Below are 23,213 nucleotides of genomic sequence, written 5' to 3'. Positions count from 1 at the left end.
AAACGTTTAACAGGCTTCTCGATGGACAATCCGCGCGTCACGATCCGGGATGTCGCCGCCCGCGCGGGCGTGTCGATCGCGACGGTCTCGAACGTGTTCAGCGGCAACAAGCCGGTGAACGCGGATTTGCGGGCGCGCGTGCTCAAGGCCGCCGACGAGCTGGCCTATCAGGTCGACCGGGCGGCCTCGCAACTGCGCTCGGGCCAGGCTCGTGTCGTCGGCGTCCTCGTGCCCGATCTCGACGACGTCTTCTTCACCTCGCTGGTCTCGCAACTCGAGGTGCTCGCCGAGAGGGACGGTTACGACATCCTCGTCGCCAGCTCCCGCGACGATCTCGGGCTGGAGCAGTCGCGGCTGCGCACCTTGCTCGCCTGGCGCCCATCCGGACTGATCGCGGTGCCCTGCTCCGATGCAATTCCCGGGGCGCTGCGCCACGAGATCGGCCGTCTGCCGATCGTCTTCGCCGACCGCGTGCCGCCCGAGGGCTCGGTCGTCGACACCGTGGCGGTCGACAATCGCGAGGCAGGCGAAATCGCGGCCCGGCATCTCCTTGCCAAGGGCCATCGCGACATCCTCGTCGCCGCCTCCAGCCTCGCCATCTCGCCGATCCGCGAGCGCGTCCGCGGCGCCTGCGAGCTGATCCGCAGCACGCTCGACCGCGAGCCCACCGTGATCGAGCTGGGCTCGAATGCCGATCGCGGCGCCGCAACCTTCCTGCACTGGCTCGAACGGCACCCGCAGCCGAGCGCCGTCATCGCACTGACCAACGTCACGACGCTGAGCACGCTCTCGGCGCTGGCCCGGATGCGGATCGACATTCCCGACCCCGTCTCGGTCGTCGGCTTCGACGACTACCCCTGGATGAGCGCCCGCAAGACCGGCCTGACCGCGATCCGCCAGCCGATTGCCGAGATCGCGGAAGCCGCCTGGAGCCGCCTGCGGGCCCGCATGGCCGGAGACCAGGCGCCGCCCACGCATTCCGTGCTGCAGGCCGGTCTGCAGGCCCGCGATTCCGTGCGCGATCTCGCCGCCGGGCCAGAGCGCGGCAACAGCCACGATCCCGATCCGCATCCGAACCTGGAAGGAGCGGCCGCCTCACCCAAGGCAGTGCACTGACGAAGACCGCCTAAGGACGCCGAGCGTCCGGGCCACCGGGCCGACAGAGCCCGGAGCAGAAGAAGTCCTGGAGGAAAAAGTGCAGCTTCAACGAACGGCACGACTATTGCCGCTGCTTGCGCCGGTGCATCTGCTCATCCTGAGCGTGATCGTGCTGCCGTCGCTCTACGTCGTCTGGCTAAGCCTGAACACGTCGAGCTTCGGCCAGGCGCCGAGCTTCGTCGGCCTGCAGAACTACTGGCGCGTCCTGACTGATCCGGCCTTCCACAGCGCGCTCTGGAACACCGTCGTCCTCGTCGTCGTGGCCGTGCATCTGGAGCTCGCCGTTGGTCTCGGCATAGCCCTGCTCTTCGCCAGCGGCCTGCCGTTCCGGCGCTTCCTGCTCGTCGCCGTGCTCGCGCCCTATGCGGTCAGCGAGGTCACGGCGGTGGTGATGTGGCGCTTCCTGTTCGATCCCGATGCCGGGCCGATCACGTTGGCCTTGCGGGCGCTCCACCTGCCGACGCTCGACTGGTCCTTCGAGCCCTCGCACGCGATGACCCTGATCGGCCTTTTGACGATCTGGCTGCACCTGCCCTTCACCTTCGTCATCGTCTATGCGGCCCGCCTCGCCATTCCCGCCGAGCTCTACGAAGCCTCCCGGATCGACGGCGCGACACGCTGGCAGGCCTTCCGGCAGGTGACGCTGCCGCTGCTCGCCCCGGCGATGCTGATCGCCCTGCTCTTCCGCTACATCTTCGCCTTCCGCCTGTTCTCGGAAGCCTGGCTCCTGACCAAGGGCGGGCCGGCCCGCTCGACCGAAGTGGTGGCGATCTACCTCTATCAGGAGGCCTTCAGCTTCAACGCCTTCGGCCCAGCCGCGGCGACCGCCTGGATCATGGTACTGGCCTCGCTGCTGCTCGCCGGCGCCTATGTTGTCCTGCTCAAGCGCGGAGGCGTCGCCCATGCGCACTGAGCGGCTCCTGATCGGACTGGGCAAGGCGATCGCCGTCGCGGCGATCCTGTTCTGGTCGCTGTTCCCGATCCTGTTCATCGCGATGTCCTCGCTGAAGCCCGGCCAGGACATTTTCGCGGTGCCGCCGAAATGGCTGTTCACCCCGACTTTCAAGCACTACGCCGAGCTCTGGCGCTCCTGGGGCGTGTTCTTCGAGGGGCTGCTCAACAGCCTGCTGATCACGGTCGGCGCGACGCTGCTCGCCATCGTCGCCAGCGCCTGCGCCGGTTATGTCTATTCGCGCAATTCCGGACGCTGGCTCGGTGCGAGCCTGCTCGGACTCATCATCGTCAGGCTGATCCCGCCGATCGTGGTGACGCTGCCGCTCTTCCCGATCGTGAACTGGCTCGGGCTCAGCGACACCCATCTCGTCCTGATCCTGCTCTACGCGACCTTCTTCGTCTCGCTCGGCACGGTGCTGATGCGCACCTTCATGGACCAGATCCCGCGCGAGCTCGACGAAGCCGCCGCGATGGATGGTGCGAGCCGCATGACCATCCTGCGCAAGGTCATCGCGCCGCTGGCGATGCCCGGCGTGCTCGCGGTCGCGGTCTTCGTCATCGTCTTCTCGTGGAACGAGTTCCTCTTCGCCTTCATCTTCACCGCGACCAAGGCGAAGACCGCCCCGCTCGTCATCTCCGAGATGATCGGCTCCATCGATGGGGTCGACTGGGGCATCCTGTTCGCCGCCGCGACGGTGCAGCTCGTGCCCGTCCTGCTCTTCGTCGTCTTCATGAACCGCTACCTCGTGGCCGGCCTCACCGCCGGTTCGACGAAGGGGTAGCCAACCACAAGGAAAAGAGGGAGGAAGAACATGTCGAACACTGAAGCCAAGCTCACCCGCCGCGCCTTTGTTGCTGGTTCCGCCGGTGTCGCCGCCACGCTCGCAGTCGCCCCGGCCTTCGCCGCCGGCAAGACGCTGAACGTGCTCAGCCACAAGGTCCACCAGACCGTGCTCGGCAGCGGTGACGGCGACCTGATGGCCGGCTGGCGCAAGGCCAACGATGCCGAGGTCGCCTTCACCACCTTCGATTCCAACCCGTTGCAGGACCGGCTCTTCCGCGAGGCCAGCCTGAAGGAGACCGAATACGGCGTCGGCTATCTCATCGATAACCGGCCGACCTCGCAGATCGCCGCCCTCTTCGAGCCGCTCGGCCCCTATCAGGACAAGGACGCGATCGAGGATTTCGGCGATATCGCGCCCGGCCTCGTCCAGGGCATGACGGTCGATGGAAAGCTGATCGGCATCCCCGTCCGCCACGCGACGCAAGGTCTGTTCTACAACGAGGCGCTGCTGGAGGAGGCCGGCATCTCCGCTCCGCCGGCGACACTGGAAGAGCTGATCGAGCAGGCGAAGAAGACCACCTTCACCTCCAAGGCCGGCACGCCGGTCACCGGCATGGTGCTGGCGAGCGATCTCGCGGTCTTCCCGGTGATGTTCGCCCGCGCCTATGGCGGCGACTTCATCAGCCCCGATCTCAAGCTGGTGCCGAACCGCGAGGCGCTGGAGCAGGGACTTGGCGCGCTGCGTGGCATGTTCGAGGCCGGCAGCCTGCCGCGCAGCTATGCCACGACCAAGAACGACGACCAGGTGACCTGGCTGCAGCAGGGCCGCGCCGCCTTCACCGTCCTGCCCTTCGCGCGCGGCGCGCAGCTCAACAATGCCGAGCAGAGCAAGTTCCCCGGCAAGATCAAGGCCGTCCCCTTCCCCGGCTCCAAGGCGATTCAGGGCAAGATGCCGATGGCTTCCGTCGTCGAGGCCTGGGCGATGTCGATCCCCAAGAACGCCAAGGACAAGGCGCTGGCCTGGAGCTTCATCAAGGAGGTTTCCAGCAAGCGCGTGACGCTCGGCATGGCGCTCAACGGCAACGGCCCGGTGCGGGTCTCGACCTATGCCGACGAAAAGCTGAAGGCCGGCAATGCGCTCGCTGCCGTCGAGGCCAAGGTGCTGGCCACCGCGCGCGGCGCCTTCCCGCCCTTCCCCGAGGCCGCCCGCGCGCAGGCGACCTTCCTGGAGGAGGTCCAGCTCGCCGTGCTCGGCCGCAAGCCGGTCAAGGACGCCGTCTCCGCCATCATCGAGCGCGTCAAGCCGATGATGCCGGCCTGATCGCCCTTTCCGCCTGCGGGGCGCTCCGCTCCGCAGGCGCTCGTCCCATTCGTGACACCCTGAAGGATCTTCATCATGTCGACCGCCGCGACCCGCTTCATCGAGGAGCCGGCCCGCTCCATCCCCGTCTCCGCTGAATATGACGTGCTTGTCGTCGGCGGCGGCCCCTCGGGCCTCACAGCCGCTCTCGCCGCCGCCGAGGACGGCCTGCGCGTCGGGCTGATCGAGAGCCGCAGCTTCGTCGGCGGCAACATGACGATCGGCCTGCCGGTGCTCGGCTTCCTCGGCCAGAAGGGCAACCAGATCATCGACGGCCTGCCGCAGAAATTCATCGAGCGGCTGCGCCGGGAACGCCAGGGCGCGAGCGAGCACCGGCCCTGCCCCCTCCACATGGGCATCACGCTGGTCGAGCCCGAGGCGGTGAAGACGGTCGCGCTGGAGATGTTGACGGAAGCCGGCGTCGACGTTCTGTTCTACACCTTCTTCGCCGGGGCGCTGGTCGAGAACGACACGATCCGCGGCGTCATCACCGAGAGCAAGAGTGGCCGCACCGCCATCCTCGCCAAGGTCGTGATCGATTGCAGCGGCGATGCCGACGTCGCCTACAGCGCGGGCGTGCCGACCGAGAAGGGCAACGAGCATGGCGGCATGCAGCCGCCGACGCTGATGTTCTGCCTTGCCGGCGTCGATACCGATGCGCTCCGGCTCTCGATCGCCAACGCCCCGCCGGCAGCGCGCACCTATCTCACCGACTTCATCCCGGCCGAGTATTTCGGCCAGAACCACCAGTTCATCGTCGTCGGCATGCGCGAACTCATGGCCAAGGCCAAGGCCGAGCGCGGACTGCAGATCCCGAACGAGCGCACCATCATCATCACCGGCCTGAAGAAGGGCGAGGTCTGGATCAACATGACCCGCGTCAAGGGCACGGACGGCACCGACGCCCGCAGCCTGACCAAGGGCGAGATCGAGGGCCGCGCCCAGATCGACGACATCGTCGCCTATCTCATCGGCTATGTGCCGGGCTTCGAGAAGGCCTATTTCACCAAGACCGCACCCTTCCTCGGCATCCGCGAGACGCGCCGCATCCGCGGCCAATACGTGATGACGCAGGAGGACGTGCTCGCCTGCACGCATTTCGACGACGCCATCGCAGTGGCGAGCTATCCGATCGACATCCACCGCCCGGCCGACGATGGCTGCACGCTGATCTGGTGCGGCGACTGCTACGACATCCCCTATCGCTCGCTGGTGCCGCAGAAGATCGGCAACCTGCTGGTGGCCGGCCGCAGCATCTCAGCGACGCATGAGGCGATGGGCGCGATCCGCGTCATGGCGACCTGCATGGCGATGGGCGAGGCGGCAGGCCGCGCCGCCAAGATCTCGGTGCGCGGCAACCGGCCGCCGGCCGATATCGATGTCGGGGAATTGCGCCGCCAGCAGCTCGAGCGCGGCGTCTATCTGCGCAACCCCGACGGGACCCGCGCCGGGCCGCCGAACCGCGCCGCCGCCTGAGATGCCCCGGCATTTCATCGGCATCGATGTCGGCACCGGCAGCGCCCGGGCCGGCATCTTCGACGGTACCGGGCGGATGCTCGCGACGGCGAAGCGCGACATCGCGCTCTATCGCGACGGGCCGGATATCGCCGAGCAGTCGAGCGCGAATATCTGGCAAGCGGTCTGCGCCAGCGTCCGTGAGGCGATGGCCGAGGCTGGGCTCGGGCGGGACGACATCGCTGGCATCGGCTTCGATGCGACCTGTTCGCTGGTCGTGCTCGGACCGGGCGGCACCCCCCTCCCCGTCGGCCCCCATGGCGATGCCACACGCGACATCATCGTCTGGATGGACCACCGCGCTCTCGAGCAGACGGAGCGCATCAACGCGACCAGGCATCCGGTCCTCGCCTATGTCGGCGGCACGATCTCGCCGGAGATGGAAACGCCGAAGCTGCTCTGGCTTCGGGAGAACCTTCCGACGAGCTATGACGCAGCCTGGCAGTTCTTCGACCTGCCGGACTTCCTGACCTGGCGCGCGACCGGCTCGCTGGCGCGCTCGACCTGCACGGTCACCTGCAAATGGACCTATCTCGCCCATGAAGGGCGCTGGGATGCGAGCTATTTCCGGCAGATCGGGCTCGACGACCTCGCCGACGACGGTTTCGCCCGCATCGGCACCGAGATCGTTCCGGGCGGTACTCCACTCGGCAACGGTCTCACCGAGCAGGCCGCCACCGAACTCGGTCTGAAGCCCGGCATCGCCGTCGCAGCGGGGCTGATCGACGCCCATGCCGGCGGTGTCGGCTCGGTCGGCGTGCGCTCGCCGCACGGCTCGGCGCTGACGCGCATGGCCTATGTCTTCGGCACCTCGGCCTGCACCATGGCGAGCAGCCGCGAGCCGATCTTCATCCCCGGCATCTGGGGGCCCTACTTCTCCGCCATGGCGCCCGGTCTCTGGTTGAGCGAGGGCGGACAATCCGGTGCTGGCGCCGCCATCGAGCAACTCATCGGCTTCCATCCGGCGACGCCCGAGGCGCAGCGCCTTGCCGAAGCGGAGGGGCTCTCCCTGCCTGACTGGCTCGCCGCACGCGCCGCCGGCCATGCCACCACACCGTCGGAAGTGGCCCGCCTCGCAGGCAATCTCATTGTCGTGCCCGACTTTCTCGGCAATCGCTCGCCCCATGCCGATCCGCAGGCGCGTGCCGTGATTGCCGGACTCGGCATGGAACGCGACCTCGACAATCTCGTCACGCTCTACGTCGCCGGCCTCACCGGCATCGGCTACGGCCTGCGCCAGATCATCGAGGCCAGCCGCACCAAGGGTGCAATCATCGAAGCGATCGTGCTCAGCGGCGGTGCCGGGCGCCATCCTCTGATCCGGCAATTGCTGGCGGATTGTTCCGGGCTGCCTCTGCTGGCCCCCGATGATGTCGACCCCGTCCTGCTCGGCTCCGCCATGCTAGCGGCGACAGCCGCGAAAGCCTTCCCGGACCTTGACGAAGCCATGACCGGCATGGCGCCCAGCGCCGCGATCTTCACACCAGCCGACGGCGAAATCGCCAACCTGCATGCGCACCGCCTCGCTGCTTTCGAAACGCTCCAGGCGGCGGCCCGCACGGCGCGCGAACTCATGCGGCCGGCGCAGAAACAAGCTCTATCGGAGAACCCGACGTGACCCAGGACCTGACCGGAAAGACCGCTGCGATCACTGGAGCCGCCTCGGGGATCGGCCTCGCCTGCGCGAAGCGCCTGCTCGCCGCCGGCGCCCGCGTCGCATTGGTCGACCGCGATGGCGAAGCGCTCGCGCAGGCCTGCAAGCCTCTCGGCTCCAATGCCATCCCGCTTGTCATCGACCTGACCGATCCTGCTTCCGTTGCCGGCATGCTGTCTGGAATTCTCGACAAGGCGGGCCCGCTCGACATCTTCCATGCCAATGCCGGCTCCTATGTCGGCGGCCCGGTCAGCGAGGGCGATCCCGATGCCTGGGACCGCATGCTGAACCTCAACGTCAACGCGGTCTTCCGCAGCATTCACGCCGTGCTGCCGCACATGATCGCGCGCAAGACCGGCGACATCCTCGTCACCAGTTCCGTGGCCGGTGTCGCTCCCGTGGTCTGGGAGCCCATCTACACCGCCTCGAAACACGCCGTGCAGGCCTTCGTCCATACGTTGCGCCGTCAGGTCATCCCATATGGGCTGCGCGTCGGCGCCGTCCTGCCCGGGCCGGTGGTGACCGCCCTGATCGCCGACTGGCCGCAGGAGAAGCTCGACGCCGAACGGGCTCGCGGCGGCCTGATCGAAGCGGAGGAGGTGGCGGAGGCCGTGCATTTCATGCTGACCCGGCCGCGCAACGTCACGATCCGCGACCTCGTGATCCTGCCGCAAAGCACGGATCTCTAGCCGGCAATGTTTTCATCGCCACGGAGGCGGCGAGCACTAAAAATACAATTGTGTCATCAAACATTCATTTGTATGATCCAAGGCAAAGCCGCTGCCCCCCGCTCACGCAGGGGACAGACGGTCGCCCGATGAAGTGGCGAATTCCGGAGGGGACATGCAGCGTATCGTGCAGATTTCCGACACCCATCTGAGCCCGAACAAGCGGCATTTCGCCGATAACTGGGCTCCGCTGACGGCGTGGCTTGCTGCCAGCGCCCCGGACCTCGTCATCCATACCGGTGACGTCACCGTCGACGGAGCAGATGCCGACGAGGACATGCGCCACTGCCGCGCCCTGCTCGATGCGCTTGGCGTGCCGGTGCTCAGCATCCCCGGCAATCACGATGTCGGCGAGGCCTATCACCCGCACCAGCCGGTGAACGCCGCCCGCCTTGCCCGCTGGCGGGAGCATATCGGCGCGGATTTCTGGGTCCGCGATCTCGAAGACTGGCGATTGATCGGTCTCAATTCGATGCTCTTCGGCAGCGACGAAGCCGAGGAGGCCCGCCAGCTCGCCTGGCTCGACCGGCAGATTGCCGAAGCGCAGGGCCGCCGCCTCGGCTGGTTCCTGCACCGCCCGCTCTTCGTCGAGGCCCCCGACGAGGGTGACATGGGCTATTGGAGCGTCCCGCCGCGGCCGCGCGCGCATCTGCTCGATCTCATCAGCCGTCACGCGGTCGCCTTCGTCGCCAGCGGCCACCTGCACCGTGCGCATGACTTCACGCTCGCCGGCACGCGCTACATCTGGGGCCCCTCTTCCGGCTTCGTCGTGGGCCCCGAATTGCAGCCCGGCATGGCCGGCACGACCACGCTCGGCGCCGTCTCCTACACCTTCGACGGACGGGATTTCACGGCCAAGATCCACGAAATATCCGCGCTGAAGACGCTCTGGATCGACGACGTGATCCACGAGGTCTACCCGCCGCACGCTGCCTGAGACCTCTCCCGGCCGCCTGCGGGCGCCGGGCAAGATACGCCCAACCAAGACACGCCCAACGACGAGCCCAGAGGGCCGAAAGAAAGGCGAACGCCATGGCCAAGGTCGCACTCTCCTCGATCGCCAAGTCCTTCGGACCGACGAAGGTTCTCGGCGGCATCGATCTCGACATCGCCGATGGCGAGTTCCTGACGCTGGTCGGCCCGTCCGGCTGCGGGAAATCGACGCTGATCCGGATCATCGCCGGGCTCGAACATCACGATGCCGGCAGCGTCGCGATCGGCGGCAATCGCGTCGACCATCTGCGCCCGCATGAACGACGCGTCGCCATGGTGTTCCAGTCCTATGCGCTCTATCCGCATATGAGCGTCGGCGCGAACATCGCCCTGCCGCTGACGATGTCGCGGCTCAAGCTCTGGCAGCGCCTGCCGCTGCTGCGGCAACTCTCCGCCCAGCGCCGCAGCGTGATGCGCGGCATCGAGACCGATGTCGCGGCGGTCGCGGCGCAGCTCCAGCTCGATCATCTGCTTCAGCGCAAGCCGGCCCAGCTCTCGGGCGGCCAGCGCCAGCGCGTTGCGCTCGGGCGCGCCATGGTGCGCAATCCCGACGTCTTCTTGATGGACGAGCCGCTCTCCAATCTCGACGCCAAATTGCGTGTCCATATGCGTACGGAACTGGCCGAATTGCACAAGCGCCTCGGCGCGACCTTCATCTATGTCACGCACGACCAGGTCGAGGCGATGACGATGTCGGACCGCGTCGCGATGATGGATTCAGGCTCCGTGCTGCAACTCGGCACGCCCTCCCAGCTCTACGAGAAGCCGGCCTCGCTCAAGGTCGCGCAGTTCATCGGCAGCCCGGCGATCAACCTGCTGCCCGCGACGGTCACGAATGGCGGGCGCCTCGAACTCTTCGGCCGGCCGCTGGCGCTCGCCGTTCCGCTCGCGTCGGGACAGGCCGTTACGCTCGGCATCCGCTCCGAGGCCCTCTCGCTGGTCCAGGGCGAGCCCGGCGGCAGTGGTCGTGCCTGGTTCTCCGCCCGCCTGCGGCGCAAGGAGAATCTCGGCTCCGAATACATCCTGCATTTCGACCTCGCCGGGCGCGATGCCACCGGCGTGACCATGCGCGCCACGCCGGCCGCAGCCGCCGGCGTGAACGAGGCCGCCGAGGTCACGCTCGGTTTCGACGAGGCCGCCGCCCACGTCTTCGCCGCCGATGGCGAGCGCCTCGAGCCGCGCGGCCCGGGCGCCGCGACCGCCTCGGTCGTGCCATTGAGGGCGGGCGCATGACCCTCGCCCTTGCATCCCAAGCCGATTTTGCCCCCGCCGCGCGCCGCAGGCTCTGGATCGAGCGCGTCACCGGGCTCGGCTTCGCCCTGCCGGCTTTCATTCTGCTGCTGCTGACGATCCTGATCCCGCTCGCCGTCCTGCTCTGGCTCAGCCTGACCAATTACGAGTTCGGCGGCGTCGACATGGACTGGGTCGGGCTGACGAATTTCCAGAAGGCGCTGGCCGATCCGATCATCCGGCGCTCCCTCGTCAACACATTGCTCTACGTGGCCATCGTCGTGCCGGGCGGCGTGTTCGGTGCGCTCCTGATCGCTGTGCTGGTGCATCGGCGCAAGCGCACGCGCTCCTTCTACGAGGTGGTCTATTTCCTGCCGGTGACCTCGACGCTGATCGCCATGGCGACGGTCTGGCAATTCCTGCTCCATCCCTCGCTCGGCCCGGTCAACGGCCTGCTGAAATGGCTGGGATTTGCACCGGTCGCCTTCCTCAGCGAGCCCTCGACCGCGCTGGCGACGCTCGCGGTGATCGGCATCTGGCAGCTGATCGGCTTCAACATGATCCTGTTCCTCGCCGGGCTGACCGCGATCCCGCGCGATCTCTACGAAGCTGCCGATATCGACGGCTGCTCCAGCGGGATCGACCGCTTCCTGACCATCACCTGGCCGCTGCTCGGCCCGACGACGATGTTCGTCCTGGTCACCACGATGATCACCGCCTTCAAGATCTTCGACACGGTGGCGGTGATGACGCGCGGTGGCCCGGTCGGCTCCACCGAGGTGCTGCTCTACAACATCTATCTCGAGGGCTTTCAGTATTTCCACACCGGCTATGCCGCGGCGCTGACCTTCATCTTCCTCGCCTTCATCCTCGTCTTCTCGGCCGTGCAGACCTTCGCCCTCGACAAGAAGGTGCACTACTGATGACCGATCTCGCGCTCCCCACCGCCACGGTCACGCCCGTCCATTCGGTGCTGCGCCGCTTCCTCTCGCTGGTGCTGATCCATGGCGTTCTGATCGCCGGCGCGATCTTCATGCTGGCGCCGTTCGTCTGGATGCTGGTGACCTCGATCAAGCCGCCGGCCGAGATCTTCAGCGCCGAGATCTCGCTCTGGCCGAAGCAGTTCTACGGCCTGCAGAATTACGGCTTCGCCATGGAGAAGGCGCCGCTGCTGCGCTTCGCGCTGAACGGCGTCATCCTCTGCGGCGGCATCCTGATCGTGCAGCTTCTCGTCGCGATCCCTTGCGCCTATGCGCTGGCGAAGCTCGACTTCCCCGGCCGCAACGCGCTCTTCGTGCTGGTGCTGCTCGGCCTGTGCATTCCCGTGCAGGTGCCGGCGATGCCGCTCTATATCGCGCTCGCCCAGCTCGGGCTGCTCAACACCTATTTCTCGATGATGGTGCCGTTCTTCCTCTCGGTCTTCGCCATCTTCCTGTTCCGCCAGTTCTTCCGCAGCTTTCCCGACGACATCATCAACGCCGCCCGGCTCGACGGCATGAGCGAGTTCGAGATCGTCTGGCGCATCGTCACGCCGAGCGCCTGGCCGGCCATCGCCGCCTTCTCGGTGTTCTCGGCCGTAGCGCATTGGAATGACCTCTACTGGCCATTGATCGTGATCTCCGACGCCAAGCTCGCGCCGCCGCCGCTCGGGATGATGTTCTTCGCCGATGCCGAGACCGGATCGAACTATGGCGCGCTGACCGCAGCCGCGACGATCCTGACCGCGCCGCTCGTCATCGCCTTCCTCGTCGCCCGTCGCCGGTTCATCGACGGCATCACCATGACCGGGGTGAAGTAGCCGGCCACAGCGCCGCCCACCCCGCCAAGAGTTCAGGCCTGAAGCAACTGCAACCCGACAGCCCCGCTGTCCATGCCAAGGAGATCACGCATGAAACCTCTCGGCAAAGTCTTGGAGCATTTTCGAGCGAAGTGGGTACCGGTTCGCGTGAAGAAAATGCGATCCAACGACAGCCAGGCGCATTTCCGCATTTCGAAGAAATACGGAAATGCGCTGGCCGCGGCGGCATTGACCCTCATTGCCTCGACGGCCGCGAAGGCACAGGTCACGCTCGACGTGCTCTACGCCTTCCCGGCCTTCGCCAAGTTCCACGAGCCGATTGCCGCGGAATTCATGAAGAAGCACCCGGACATCAAGATCAATTTCCGGGCGCCGGCCGCGAGCTATGACGAAGGCCACCAGGCGATGCTCCGTTCGTCGGTGACCAACCAGCTCCCGGATGTCTACTATTCCGGCTTCCATCTGCTGACCGAGCTGGTCGAGAGCCTCGACAAGCGCAAGCAGGTCGTCGATCTCGGCCCCCTGCTCAAGGCGGAGCCGGAAGCCTGGCGCAAGGCCAATTACTCCGATGCGCTGCTCTCGCTCGCCCAGGTCGGCGGCAAGCAGGTCGGCCTCGCCTTCAACGCCTCGACGCCGCTGATGTATTTCAATGCCGAGCTGGTGAAGAAGGCCGGCGGCGATCCCGACAAGATGCCGGACAACTGGGCCGACACCGTCGCGCTCGCCAAGAAGATCCACAGCGGCGACACCGCCGGCATGGCCTACAATATCCATGACTGGCCGGATGACTGGCTCTGGCGCGGCGTGATCCTGCAAGCCGGCCATTCCATGCTGTCGGCCGACGGCAAGAAGGTCGCCTTCGGCGGCGCGGTCGGCGAGAAAACGCTGTCGCTGCTGCGCAGCTTCGTCACCGATGGCGGCATGCCGCTGATCGACTGGGACCAGTCTCGCCAGCAGTTTATCGCCGGCAAGATCGGCATCTTCTTCGACACTCCCGCCCGGCTGCGCCAGGTCACCGACCTGATCGGCGACCGCTTCACGCTGAAGACGGCGCTCTTCCCGGTCGACGACAAGGCCAAGGGCAAGCTGCCGACCGGCGGCAACGCGGCGTTGATCACCGCGAAGGACCCGGCCAAGCAGAAGGCCGCCTGGGAGTTCATCAAGTTCGTCACGGGCCCCGAAGCCCAGAAGATCGTCGTCGAAACCGCCGGCTACATGCCGACCAACCTGCGCGCCGGCGAGGACGCCTTCCTCGGCCCGTTCTACAAGGCGAATGCCAACTTCCGGACCATCAACGGCCAGGTTTCCCGCGCCGCGCCGTGGGAAGGCTATCCGGGCGGCAATTCGGTGCGCATCTGGCGCCAGCAGCGCGAGGTCGTCGCCGGCGTGATGCGCGGCGAGATCCAGCCCAAGGCCGGCATCGAGCGCATCGTCTCCGAGACCGAAGCCCTGATGAAATAAGCGGCCGCGCTTTGGCGCAGACCCCTCGCCGCCCGGTTCCGACCGGGCGGCTTCCCTTTCCCCACGACCGGACGTTTCCCGCGATGATCATCGCCCAGCTCAGCGACTTTCATGCCCGCCCCCATGGCAACCCCGCCTATGGCATCGTCGAGACCAACCCGGCGATCGAACGCGCCGTGGACGAGATCCTGAAGCTGGAGCCGCAGCCCGACTGCGTGCTGGTCACCGGAGACCTCTCGGATTGCGGCCTGCCGGAGGAATACGGCATCGTCAGTGCAGCACTGCGGCGCCTGCCTATGCCGATCTATGTCATTCCCGGCAATCACGACCGCCGCGACACCTTCGCCGCGGAATTGCGTCCCGATCACCCTTACCTGCCGCAAGCGGGCTTTCTGCACTATGTGATCGACGATTTCCCGGTCCGGCTGATCGGGCTCGACACCGTCGTCGCGGGCGAGGATGGCGGCGAGATCTGCGCCGCCCGCGAGGCCTGGCTCGCCGGGCAGCTCGCGCAGGGACAAGGCAAGCCGACGGTGATCTTCATGCACCATCCGCCCTTCCCCGTCGGCGTCGACGGCATGGACATCATGCCCTGCAAGGTCTCGCCGGGCTTCGCCGGCCTGATTGCTGATCATCCCGAGATCGAGCGCGTGCTCTGCGGCCATTATCACCGACCGATCCAGCTCCGCTTCGCCGGCACCATCGGCTATGTCGTGCCGGGCACCGCCCATCAGGTCGCGCTCGATCTCAGGCCCGGCACCGAGAACAGGTTCGTGATGGAGCCCCCCGCGCTGGCGCTCCATGTCTGGAAGCCCGGCCTCGGTCTGGTCAGCCATCTCCAGCCGATCGGCGACTATGGACCGCGCCGGGATTTCGTGCTCGATCCCGCCTATACCGGAAAGCCGCAGACGGGGCCTGCCCGATGACCGAACCCCGCCTTCTCGCCCTGCTCGATCAGGCCGATGCCCTCGCGCGCCGGGCCGGTGAGGTGCTCGTGCAGATGCAGGGCGCCGAGCTCGGCGTCACCCGCAAGGAACTGAACGATGTGGTCACGGCGGCCGATCTCGCCTCCGAGCGCCTCGTCATCGACGGCCTGCGTGCCCTGACGCCGGAGGCCGCGATCCTCTCGGAGGAGGCCGGCTTCTCCGGCTCGGAACAGGCGCCGCGCTGGATCATCGACCCGCTCGACGGCACGGTGAACTACGCCTCCGGCCTGCCTTGGTTCTCGGTCACCCTGGCCTATCAGGAGCAGGGCCGCACCGTGCTCGGCCTGACCCATGCGCCGCTCGTCGGGCTTTCCGCGCGCTTTGCGGAAGGTGGCATCGCAACGATAGACGGCCGGCCGGCACGCGTTTCAACCACGGCACGCCTGAGCGACGCCGTCGTTTCGATCTGCCTGACCTCGCATTACAGCACCGAGGACGCGAACCGGACGAGCGATGTCATCCGCCGCCTCGCCGGCCTGTGCCGCGGCGTGCGGGTCATCGTCTCCGGCGGGCTGGAGATGTCGCTGGTGGCGGCCGGGCGGCTTGACGCCTTCATCGGTCTCAAGGCCGATATCGTCTCGCATGCCGCGGCGATGCCACTGGTGCGGGCGGCGGGCGGCCGGGTGACGACGGTCGACGGCCGGGATTCGCTGGACGAGGACCTCGAGAAGGTCGTCACCAACGGCCTGATCCACGAGGAGTTGCTGCAAGCGATCCGCAGCGCCTGAGACGCGGCCCTCAGGCGGACGCCGCGTGCTCCAGCACCGCCGCCGCCGCGTCCTCGTCCGTGATCAGCACGGATGCTAGCTTGCCCCGCAGCGTGGCGGCGATGACCTCGGCCTTGTTGGTCCCGCCCGAGGCCAGGATCACGGTCGGTATCCGACGCAAGGCGTCGAGCGGCAGGGCGATGGCGCGGCGATTGAGCGGGTGATCGATCGCCTGGCCGCTGCGATCGATGAACTGGCCGAGCATGTCGCCGACCGCGCCGGCTTCCGCCAGTTCCGCGGCGCCGACATCGCCCGGCAGCCCGTAGCGCACCAATAACGAACGCTCGCTCAGGTCGCCCGCGCTGAGGATCGCGACATCGGTCGCCCTGATCCGCGCGAAGGCGGCCTCGAATACATCCTGCGCCAGGATCGTGTCGCGCGATTGCGGCGTGCCGGCATAGATCGGCGCCGCCAGATAATGGCACTGCGCCTGCCAGAGCCGGGCGAAACGGCTCGCGATCTCGAAGGTGTTGATCTCGATGCCATAGGTCAGCCCACCCATCATCGAGGTCACGGCGAGGTCGCGATATTGCCCGGCGCGGATGTGGCGGATGGTTTCCCGAAGCGTGCCGCCCCAGCCGACACCGAAGACGCCGGAGGGCTTCTCCTCGACGATGCGCGAGACGAGCTCGCCGGCCGCCTTGCCGATCTGCGCCGCGATCTGGCCGGGATCGGCGGGGCTCGGCACGACGATCGCGTCCTTCAGGCCGAATTGCGCCATCAGCGCACGTTCCAACCGGACGCAGCTTTCCAGCCGGGAATTGATGGTGATGTTGACGAGACCGCTGCTGCGGGCCTCGACCAGGAGCCGGTTGACGCGCAGGCGCGTCATCTTCAGCCGTTCCGCGATCTCCGCCTGGGTCAAACCCTCCATGTAGTAGAGCCAGGCGGCTCGAACTTGCGTCTGGGGTTCCTCCGGCATGGCGGCATCCTGATGCGGTGGGCTTGCGCCGGCGGCAAGCGCGGCGGCATTCGGCGAGGGCTCAAGCTGGCTTACATCGCTTTCGGGCTCTCCCACAACGCGCAGAGCCCATGCGGTTTCGCGCTTGACGCAAACCAATGTAAATCACAAAATACATTTGTCGAAGGCCTTCAGCGAAACGAGCGCCGACCTCCATGTCCCATGCCGTCTTCCTCCACGCCGCTGGCGATGCGCGCGTCGCCCCGTTCAATCTCCGCGAGGGGGTTCCGGGTGAGACCCTGCTCGATGTCGCCGCGGTCGGCCTGTGCGGCAGCGACCTGCATTACTACAAGGATGGCGGCATCGGCTCGGCCGTGATCGCCACGCCCTTCGTCCCCGGCCATGAGTTCAGCGGCTGGCTGACCGAGGATCTGCCGGAGCTCGGCCTGACGCGCGGTGCCCTCGTCGCCGTCGATCCCAACCAGGCCTGCGGGCAGTGCGAGCATTGCCGAAATGGCCATCCTAACCTCTGTCCCGACGTCGTCTTCATCGGCGCTCCCCCGCATGACGGGGCGATGACCGAGCGGATCTGGGTGCCGACATCGCAGATCGTCGCGGTGCCCGAGACTTTCTCGCCGAGCGATGCCGTCATGCTCGAGCCGCTCGGCGTCGCGATCCATGCGGTGGACCTCGCCAGGCCGCGCCTGCTCGAACGCGTGGCGCTGATCGGCTGCGGCCCGATCGGGCTGCTGATCCTGCAGGTGCTGCGGACTGCCGGCGTCGGCGAAATCCTCGCCTGCGATCCGCAGCCGCATCGCCGCGAGCTGGCGCTCAAGCTTGGCGCGAGCAAGGCCGGCGCCAGCGTTGCCGACATCGCCGAATGGACGAAGGGCGAGGGCCTGCCGCTGGTGATCGAGGCGACCAACGCCCCGGAAGGCTTCCGCGACGCGATCCGCGCCGCCCGCATCGGCGGCCGCGTCGTGCTGGTCGGCATTCCCGATGGCGACAGCTACGTGATCCCAGCAGCCGAAGCGCGCAGACGCGGGCTCAACATCAAGTTCTCGCGCCGGATGGGCCATGTCTATCCGCGCGCGATCGAGTTGGTGGCGCTGGGCAAGGTCGATGTCGAGGCCGTGGTCAGCCACCGCTTTCCGCTTGCCGAGGGGCCGGCCGCCTTCCAGCGCCACGCCGCCAATGAAGCTGGTATGGTCAAGAGCATGATCTATCCGGGCGGCTTGCCCCAGGACCATCGCTGACCCCAGGCACCGCTGAACCCGCGCCAAAGGCCCCTGATGTGAGCTTCATCGGCATCGATCTCGGGACGTCCTCGGTCAAGGCCGTTCTGGTCGATGACCGGCAGAGCGTGCTCGCCACGGCGGCGCGAGACCTCGTCGTCAGCCGCCCCTTCCCGCTCTGGTCGGAGCAGGCACCCGCCGATTGGGTTGCCGCCACGCTCGACGTCCTGCGCAGCCTGAGGGTTGCCACGCCCGATGCCTTCCGTCGCTGCGCCGGCATCGGCCTCTCCGGGCAGATGCATGGCGCGGTGCTGCTGGACGAGCGCGATGAACCGCTGCGCCCCTGCATCCTCTGGAATGACGGCCGTGCCGAAGCCGAATGTGCGGAGATCGAGGCGATCGAGCCCGAGTCCCGCGCGATCACCGGCAATATCGCAATGCCCGGCTTCACCGCGCCCAAGCTGCTCTGGGTACGCAAGCTCGAGCCGGACATCTTCCGCCGTACCCGCAAGGTACTGCTGCCGAAGGCCTATCTGCGGCTGACATTGACCGGTGAGGCGATCGAGGAGATGTCCGACGCTTCCGGCACGCTCTGGCTCGATATCGGCCGCCGCGACTGGTCAGACCGGATGCTGGCAGCGACCGGGCTCGACCGCAGCCACATGCCTGCGCTCGTCGAGGGCTCGCAACCGGCCGGCCGCATGCGCCCCGACCTCAGCCGCGAACTCGGCTTCGATGCTCCGCCCCTCTTCGCTGGTGGCGCTGGCGACAATGCCGCCGGGGCGATCGGGCTGGGCGCCGTGGCAACGGGATCAAGCTTCCTGTCGCTGGGCACCTCCGGGGTGTTCTGGCGCACGACCGCCGGCTTCGAGCCGCGCGCGGGCAGCGCCGTCCATGCCTTCTGCCACGCCTTGCCGGATCGCTGGCACCAGATGTCGGTCCATCTCTCGGCCGCCGCCAGCCTGAGCTGGTGGGCTTCGGTCTGCGGGCACTCGGAGGCTGCACTGCTGAACGAACTCGGCCCGCAGGCGGAGCAGCCCTCGCCGGTGCTTTTCACGCCCTACCTTTCGGGAGAGCGCACGCCTCATAACGATCCACAGATGCGGGGCATCTTCGCCGGCCTTGGCCACGAGGCCGATCGGCGGACCATGACCCAGGCGGTGCTGGAAGGCGTCGCCTTCGCCTTCAGGGATGGCAAGGAGGCCTTGGAGGCCGGGACCTCGCCGATCGAGGAGGCCCTGGCGATCGGCGGCGGCGCGCGCTCGGATCTGTGGCTGTCGATCCTCGCCGACGCGTTGAACCTGCCGCTCAAGCGCTATCGCCAGGCCGAGGCCGGCGCCGCCTTCGGGGCCGCGCGCCTCGCCCGTCTGGCCTGCACCGGCGAGCAGCCCGAGACGGTCTGCACGCCGCCATCAGGCGAAGCCGATACCTTCATGCCGCATCCTGCCAGGGCAGCGGCCTATGCGGAGCGCTACGCGGCCTGGCGTCGTGCTGCGGAGGTCAGTCGCACGTTGCGCTGATCGGAAACGGGTTTGACAGACAATCGGGCGAATGCTCTTCATGTGAGCATCCGTTCAAATCGATTGTTGCCCGATGCCTCAGCCGCTCTCCCCTTTCGACCTCGTCATCCTCGATTGCGACGGCGTGCTCGTCGACAGCGAAACCATCAGCTGCCAGACGCTGGTCGATATTCTCTCGCCTTTCGATCCCGGCTATGATCTGGAGATGGTCATGCGCCGCTATCTCGGGCGGCCGGCCAGCGCAGTCGTCGAGGATTACGAGAGAATGACCGGCCGCCCGGCCTCGGCTGATTTCACGCGGGATTGGCGGGCACAGCTCTTCACCGCCTTCAGGAACGACCTCCAGCCGGTCGAGGGCGTTCGCGAGGCCGTCAAGACGTTCGGAAGCGACTATTGCGTCGCCTCGTCGAGCGATGAGGAGCGCATTGAGATCTGCCTGCGCCAGACCGGTCTCTGGGACCTGTTCGAAGGCCGAATCTTCAGCACAACGCGCGTCAAACGCGGCAAGCCGGCGCCCGACCTCTTCCTGCTGGCGGCGGGCGAGCGCGGCGTCGCACCCGAACGCTGCCTGGTGGTCGAGGACAGCGTCAGCGGCGTCATGGCCGCGAAGGCCGCGGGCATGACGGCCTATGGCCTCGCTGCCGGGAGCCATTTTGCCGTACTGGATCAGCGGCAGGCGCTTCTCGCCGCCGGGGCCGACCGCCTCTTCGAATCCTGGCGGGAGCTCGCGCTCGCGCCGGCCGCCACCTGACGGGTCCGATGGCCGACAACGACAGCACCCGCCTCGAAGACGCCGCCCGCGCCGGCTGGCTCTATTATATCGCCGGCCGCACCCAGGACGATATCGCGCAGATCCTGAACATCTCGCGCCCGGCGGCGCAGCGCCTTGTCTCGCTCTGTCGCAGCGAGGGGCTGATCAGCTTCCGGATGAACCACCCGATCAGCACCTGCATGGACCTCGCCGCCCGGCTGCGCGACCGTTTCGAGCTGCTGCATTGCGATGTCGCCCCTTCGGACGGCTCGGCGGAAACCGGCGCAGCCGGCATCGCCGCGCTCGGCGGCGTGCTGATCGAGCGCTGGCTGCGCTCGCGCAAATCGCTGGTCATGGCGCTCGGCACCGGTCGCTCGATGCGCGCCAGCATCGAGCGCGTTCCGCCGATGTCCTGCCCGCTGCACCGGCTGGTTTCGCTGGTCGGCACCATCTCGCCGGACGGCTCGGCCAGCCCTTTCGACACGCTGGTCAAGCTCGCCGAGATCACCAAGGCGCAGCATTTCCCGATGCCGCTGCCGCTCTACGTCTCGAGCCCCGAGGAACGCGCCCAGCTCATCGAGATCGAGTCGATCCGGCGCATCCGCGCCATCGCCGGCGAGGCCGATCTCTGGATGATGGGCATCAGCCAGATCGGCGAGGACGCCGTCCTGTACCGGGACGGCTTCATGACACGCAGCGAATTGCTCGACATGGTCCGCCACGGCGCGGTCGGCGAGGTCACAGGCTGGGTCTTCGACGCCGAAGGCCGCTTCCTCGAGCGCGGCACCAATCTGCGCGTCACCAGCGTGCCGCCGGAGCCCGGCAGCGCCCGCCTGCGCATCTGCATCGGCCAGGGCGCCGCCAAGGTCGCGCCATTGCGCGCCGCACTGGCCGGCAAGATCGTCAACGGCCTCGTCACGGACGAGGACACCGCCCGCGCGCTCCTCGCGGACTGACTCCGCCCATCAACCTGCACCTCCATCCGCTGCCCGCGAGCGATCGCGCACGGCTGTCATCCGCCCGTCACCAACGGTTGACATAACAAGCCAGTGTGCGAGCATATGCTTCAACAAAGAGCATATGCTCGCATAAAACGGATGAGGGAGGCTTTGACATGCGACCTTTCTATGGTGCCTTGGCGGGCGCGGGCGCTCTGCTGCTGGCGGGGCTCAGCTCCGCGCAGGCGGCGACGGAAATCGAGTTCTGGCACGCGATGAGCGGCGCGCTCGGCGAGCGCGTCGACGATCTCGTCAAGAAGTTCAACGACTCGCAGAAGGATTACGTCGTCAAGGCGATCGCCAAGGGCAATTACGACGAGGTCCTGAACGGCACGATCGCGGCCTATCGCGCCAAGCGCCAGCCCGAGATCGTGCAGTCGAACGAGCGTTCCTTCCTGACGATGGTCAATTCCGGAGCCATCGTCCCGACCGCTGAATTGATGGCGCAGCAGGGCCACCCGATCGACGCCGCGAAATTCATCGCGCCGGTGGTCAGCTACTACACGATCGGCGGCAAGCTGCAGGCGATGCCATTCAACTCCTCGACGCCGATCCTGTTCTACAACCGCGACCACTTCAAAGCCGCCGGCTTCGACAAGCCCGGCGCGACCTGGCAGGAGCTCGAGCCGCAGCTCGACGCGATCAAGGCCAAGGGCGTTTCGAAATGCGCGATGGTGCTGCCGGGCGACTACGAGTGGAGCTTCCTCGAGAACTACAGCGCGGTGAACGACATCCCGTATGCGACCAAGCGCAACGGCATGGACGGCCTCGACACCAGTTTCGTCTTCAACAAGGGCAAGCTCGTCGGCCAGGTCGAGCGCATGAAACGGCTGGTCTCGTCCAACGTGATGCAGCTCGCCGGCCAGGGTATCATCCCGATCCAGCTCTTCACCTCCGGCGAATGCTCGACGATCATCGCCTCGACCGCCTCGCATGCCGCCGTCGTCGCCGCCGCGAAATTCGACTGGAGCGCCGCCGAATTGCCTTATGAACAGGGCGTCACCCCCCGGAACAGCGTCATCGGCGGCGCCGCGCTCTGGACCCTGAAGGGCCATACGCCGGAGAAGTACAAGGCGGTCGCCGCCTTCTACGATTTCCTCGCCAAGACCGACACGCAGGTCTGGTGGCATCAGGCGACGGGCTATGTCCCGGTCACCACCGCGGCCTATGAAGCGGCCAAGGCGCAGGGCTACTACCAGAAGAACCCGACCCGCGAGATCGCCGTGGTGCAGTTGATGCGCGGCACGCCCAGCGACAATTCGCTCGGCTTCCGCATCGGCAACAGCAACCAGATCAATGTCGGGATCATGGAGGAGGTCTCGGCCGCCTTCCTCGGCAAGAAGCCGGTGCAGCAGGCGCTCGACGATGCGGTCTCGCGCGGCAACGAGGTGCTGCGCCGCTACGAGCAGCTCAATGCCGGCAAGAAATAATACGGCTACCCTTCCCGGAACGGCTGGCGGAGGCTCTCGTCTCCGCTGGCCGTTCCGGCGCCTGCTCCTGAAGGGGGCCGGCGATGGTCAGGCCGAAAGCGGACTGAAGCGCGCCCATTTCAAGGAATGGCGCCTGCCCTTCTGGCTGCTCGCGCCGCAGCTCTTCATCCTGCTGCTGTTCTTCTTCATCCCCTCGATCAGGGCGCTGATCCAGGCTTTCCAGCTGACGGACCCGTTCGGCGCCACCACGCAATGGGTCGGCTTCCAGAATTTCGAGCGGCTTTTCCGCAGCGGGGTCTACTGGTCCTCGGCGCAGGTGACGCTGATCTTCACCCTCGCGCAGAACGTGCTGACGCTGTCGGTCGCGCTGCTGCTCGCCTTCGCCTCGAACCACATCCTGCGCGGGCGCGGCGCCTACCGCACCGTCCTGCTGCTGCCCTATGCCATCGCGCCCGCGATCGCCGGCATCATGCTCGCCTTCCTGTTCAATCCCCGCGTCGGCCCTGTCGCGCAGATGCTGCAGGGGCTGGGGCTGGACTGGGACCCGAACCGCAATTCCTGGCACGCGCTCGCGCTGGTCGTGATGGCGGCCTCGTGGAAGCACATCTGCTACAACTACATCTTCCTCGTCGCCGCGCTGATGTCGGTGCCGCAGTCGATCCTCGAATCCGCCTATCTCGACGGCGCCGGGCCGGTCCAGCGCTTCCTGCGCATCTCGCTGCCGATGATCACGCCGACGCTGTTCTTCCTGATCGTGATCAACTTCGTCTACGGGCTGTTCGAGACCTTCGCCATCATCGATGCGACCACGCGGGGCGGCCCCGCCGGCGCCACCTCGATCCTCGTCTACAAGGTCTATCAGGATGGCTTCGTCACGCTAGACCTCGGCTCGTCGGCGGCGCAATCCGTGGTGCTGATGGCGCTCGCGCTGTTCCTGACCTTCGCGCAGTTCCGCTTCGTGGAGCGCCGCGTGAACTACAGCGTCTAGAG

Annotated in this window: 21 protein-coding genes; 20 read left to right on the top strand and 1 reads right to left on the bottom strand. The window is 67.0% G+C overall.

The annotated features are described in order from the left end of the window. Positions 1–21: 21 nt before the first annotated feature. The 14 genes from ASE61_RS21700 (at position 22) to ASE61_RS21635 (ending at position 15,349) form a co-directional block, all read left to right on the top strand. A complete protein-coding gene (locus ASE61_RS21700; RefSeq protein WP_061970492.1) occupies positions 22–1,116 on the top strand; it encodes a LacI family DNA-binding transcriptional regulator in 1,095 nt (364 codons plus the stop codon). Positions 1,117–1,195: 79 nt separating this feature from the next. After that, entirely contained in the window at positions 1,196–2,071 is an 876-nt protein-coding gene (locus ASE61_RS21695; protein WP_061970490.1) for a carbohydrate ABC transporter permease, read from the top strand. Further along, the gene (locus ASE61_RS21690) at positions 2,061–2,894 is read left to right on the top strand and encodes a carbohydrate ABC transporter permease (protein WP_061970489.1); all 834 of its coding nucleotides are present in this window, start codon (positions 2,061–2,063) and stop codon (positions 2,892–2,894) included. Before ASE61_RS21695 ends, ASE61_RS21690 begins: the two co-directional genes overlap by 11 nt. A 30-nt stretch (positions 2,895–2,924) precedes the next feature. Then, positions 2,925–4,217, top strand: a complete 1,293-nt coding sequence (locus tag ASE61_RS21685) for an ABC transporter substrate-binding protein (RefSeq protein ID WP_061970487.1) — start codon at positions 2,925–2,927, stop codon at positions 4,215–4,217. A 75-nt stretch (positions 4,218–4,292) separates the two neighbouring features. Beyond that, positions 4,293–5,732: an FAD-dependent oxidoreductase gene (locus ASE61_RS21680; protein WP_061970485.1), complete on the top strand. Its 1,440-nt coding sequence runs from the start codon at positions 4,293–4,295 to the stop codon at positions 5,730–5,732. A gap of 1 nt (position 5,733) precedes the next feature. Further along, complete coding sequence (locus ASE61_RS21675; RefSeq protein WP_061970484.1) at positions 5,734–7,389, top strand: FGGY-family carbohydrate kinase; 1,656 nt, start codon at positions 5,734–5,736, stop codon at positions 7,387–7,389. Then, complete coding sequence (locus ASE61_RS21670) at positions 7,386–8,114, top strand: SDR family oxidoreductase (protein WP_061970482.1); 729 nt, start codon at positions 7,386–7,388, stop codon at positions 8,112–8,114. The genes ASE61_RS21675 and ASE61_RS21670 overlap by 4 nt, the downstream gene beginning before the upstream one ends. Positions 8,115–8,268: 154 nt before the next feature. Continuing rightward, on the top strand, positions 8,269–9,090 hold the full coding sequence (locus tag ASE61_RS21665) for a metallophosphoesterase family protein (RefSeq protein WP_061970481.1): 822 nt from the start codon (positions 8,269–8,271) through the stop codon (positions 9,088–9,090). 95 nt (positions 9,091–9,185) lie between these two features. After that, the gene (locus ASE61_RS21660) at positions 9,186–10,379 is read left to right on the top strand and encodes an ABC transporter ATP-binding protein (protein ID WP_061970479.1); all 1,194 of its coding nucleotides are present in this window, start codon (positions 9,186–9,188) and stop codon (positions 10,377–10,379) included. Continuing rightward, positions 10,376–11,299: a carbohydrate ABC transporter permease gene (locus tag ASE61_RS21655; protein ID WP_061970478.1), complete on the top strand. Its 924-nt coding sequence runs from the start codon at positions 10,376–10,378 to the stop codon at positions 11,297–11,299. Before ASE61_RS21660 ends, ASE61_RS21655 begins: the two co-directional genes overlap by 4 nt. Then, entirely contained in the window at positions 11,299–12,174 is an 876-nt protein-coding gene (locus ASE61_RS21650) for a carbohydrate ABC transporter permease (RefSeq protein ID WP_061970476.1), read from the top strand. Before ASE61_RS21655 ends, ASE61_RS21650 begins: the two co-directional genes overlap by 1 nt. A gap of 156 nt (positions 12,175–12,330) precedes the next feature. Then, complete coding sequence (locus ASE61_RS21645) at positions 12,331–13,635, top strand: ABC transporter substrate-binding protein (protein ID WP_061970475.1); 1,305 nt, start codon at positions 12,331–12,333, stop codon at positions 13,633–13,635. An 83-nt stretch (positions 13,636–13,718) separates the two neighbouring features. Beyond that, positions 13,719–14,561, top strand: coding sequence for a phosphodiesterase (locus ASE61_RS21640; RefSeq protein WP_061970473.1), 843 nt, complete (start codon positions 13,719–13,721; stop codon positions 14,559–14,561). After that, entirely contained in the window at positions 14,558–15,349 is a 792-nt protein-coding gene (locus tag ASE61_RS21635) for an inositol monophosphatase family protein (protein WP_061970471.1), read from the top strand. The genes ASE61_RS21640 and ASE61_RS21635 overlap by 4 nt, the downstream gene beginning before the upstream one ends. A 10-nt stretch (positions 15,350–15,359) precedes the next feature. Here ASE61_RS21635 and ASE61_RS21630 read toward each other — a convergent pair whose 3' ends face one another. Beyond that, on the bottom strand, positions 15,360–16,310 hold the full coding sequence (locus ASE61_RS21630) for a sugar-binding transcriptional regulator (protein WP_061970470.1): 951 nt from the start codon (positions 16,308–16,310) through the stop codon (positions 15,360–15,362). A gap of 194 nt (positions 16,311–16,504) precedes the next feature. On the opposite strand from ASE61_RS21630, the gene ASE61_RS21625 reads away from it, so the two are divergent. The 6 genes from ASE61_RS21625 to ASE61_RS21600 all read left to right on the top strand — a co-directional run bounded on the left by ASE61_RS21625 (position 16,505) and on the right by ASE61_RS21600 (position 23,211). Next, positions 16,505–17,545, top strand: coding sequence for a zinc-dependent alcohol dehydrogenase (locus ASE61_RS21625; protein ID WP_061970468.1), 1,041 nt, complete (start codon positions 16,505–16,507; stop codon positions 17,543–17,545). Between the two features lie 38 nt (positions 17,546–17,583). After that, a complete protein-coding gene (xylB, locus tag ASE61_RS21620) occupies positions 17,584–19,044 on the top strand; it encodes a xylulokinase (protein WP_061970467.1) in 1,461 nt (486 codons plus the stop codon). 73 nt (positions 19,045–19,117) lie between these two features. Further along, a complete protein-coding gene (locus ASE61_RS21615) occupies positions 19,118–19,795 on the top strand; it encodes an HAD family hydrolase (protein WP_061970465.1) in 678 nt (225 codons plus the stop codon). A gap of 8 nt (positions 19,796–19,803) precedes the next feature. Continuing rightward, positions 19,804–20,751, top strand: a complete 948-nt coding sequence (locus ASE61_RS21610) for a sugar-binding transcriptional regulator (protein ID WP_061970464.1) — start codon at positions 19,804–19,806, stop codon at positions 20,749–20,751. A gap of 158 nt (positions 20,752–20,909) precedes the next feature. Further along, entirely contained in the window at positions 20,910–22,223 is a 1,314-nt protein-coding gene (locus ASE61_RS21605) for an extracellular solute-binding protein (RefSeq protein ID WP_061970462.1), read from the top strand. Beyond that, a complete protein-coding gene (locus ASE61_RS21600; RefSeq protein ID WP_061970461.1) occupies positions 22,207–23,211 on the top strand; it encodes an ABC transporter permease subunit in 1,005 nt (334 codons plus the stop codon). Before ASE61_RS21605 ends, ASE61_RS21600 begins: the two co-directional genes overlap by 17 nt. Positions 23,212–23,213: the final 2 nt, after the last annotated feature.

It is taken from the genome of Allobosea sp. Root670, assembly GCF_001429415.1.
Classification (GTDB): Bacteria; Pseudomonadota; Alphaproteobacteria; order Rhizobiales; family Beijerinckiaceae; genus Allobosea; species Allobosea robiniae.
Note: the sequence above shows the minus strand (reverse complement) of the source record. Positions and strands in the feature narration are given on the sequence as shown.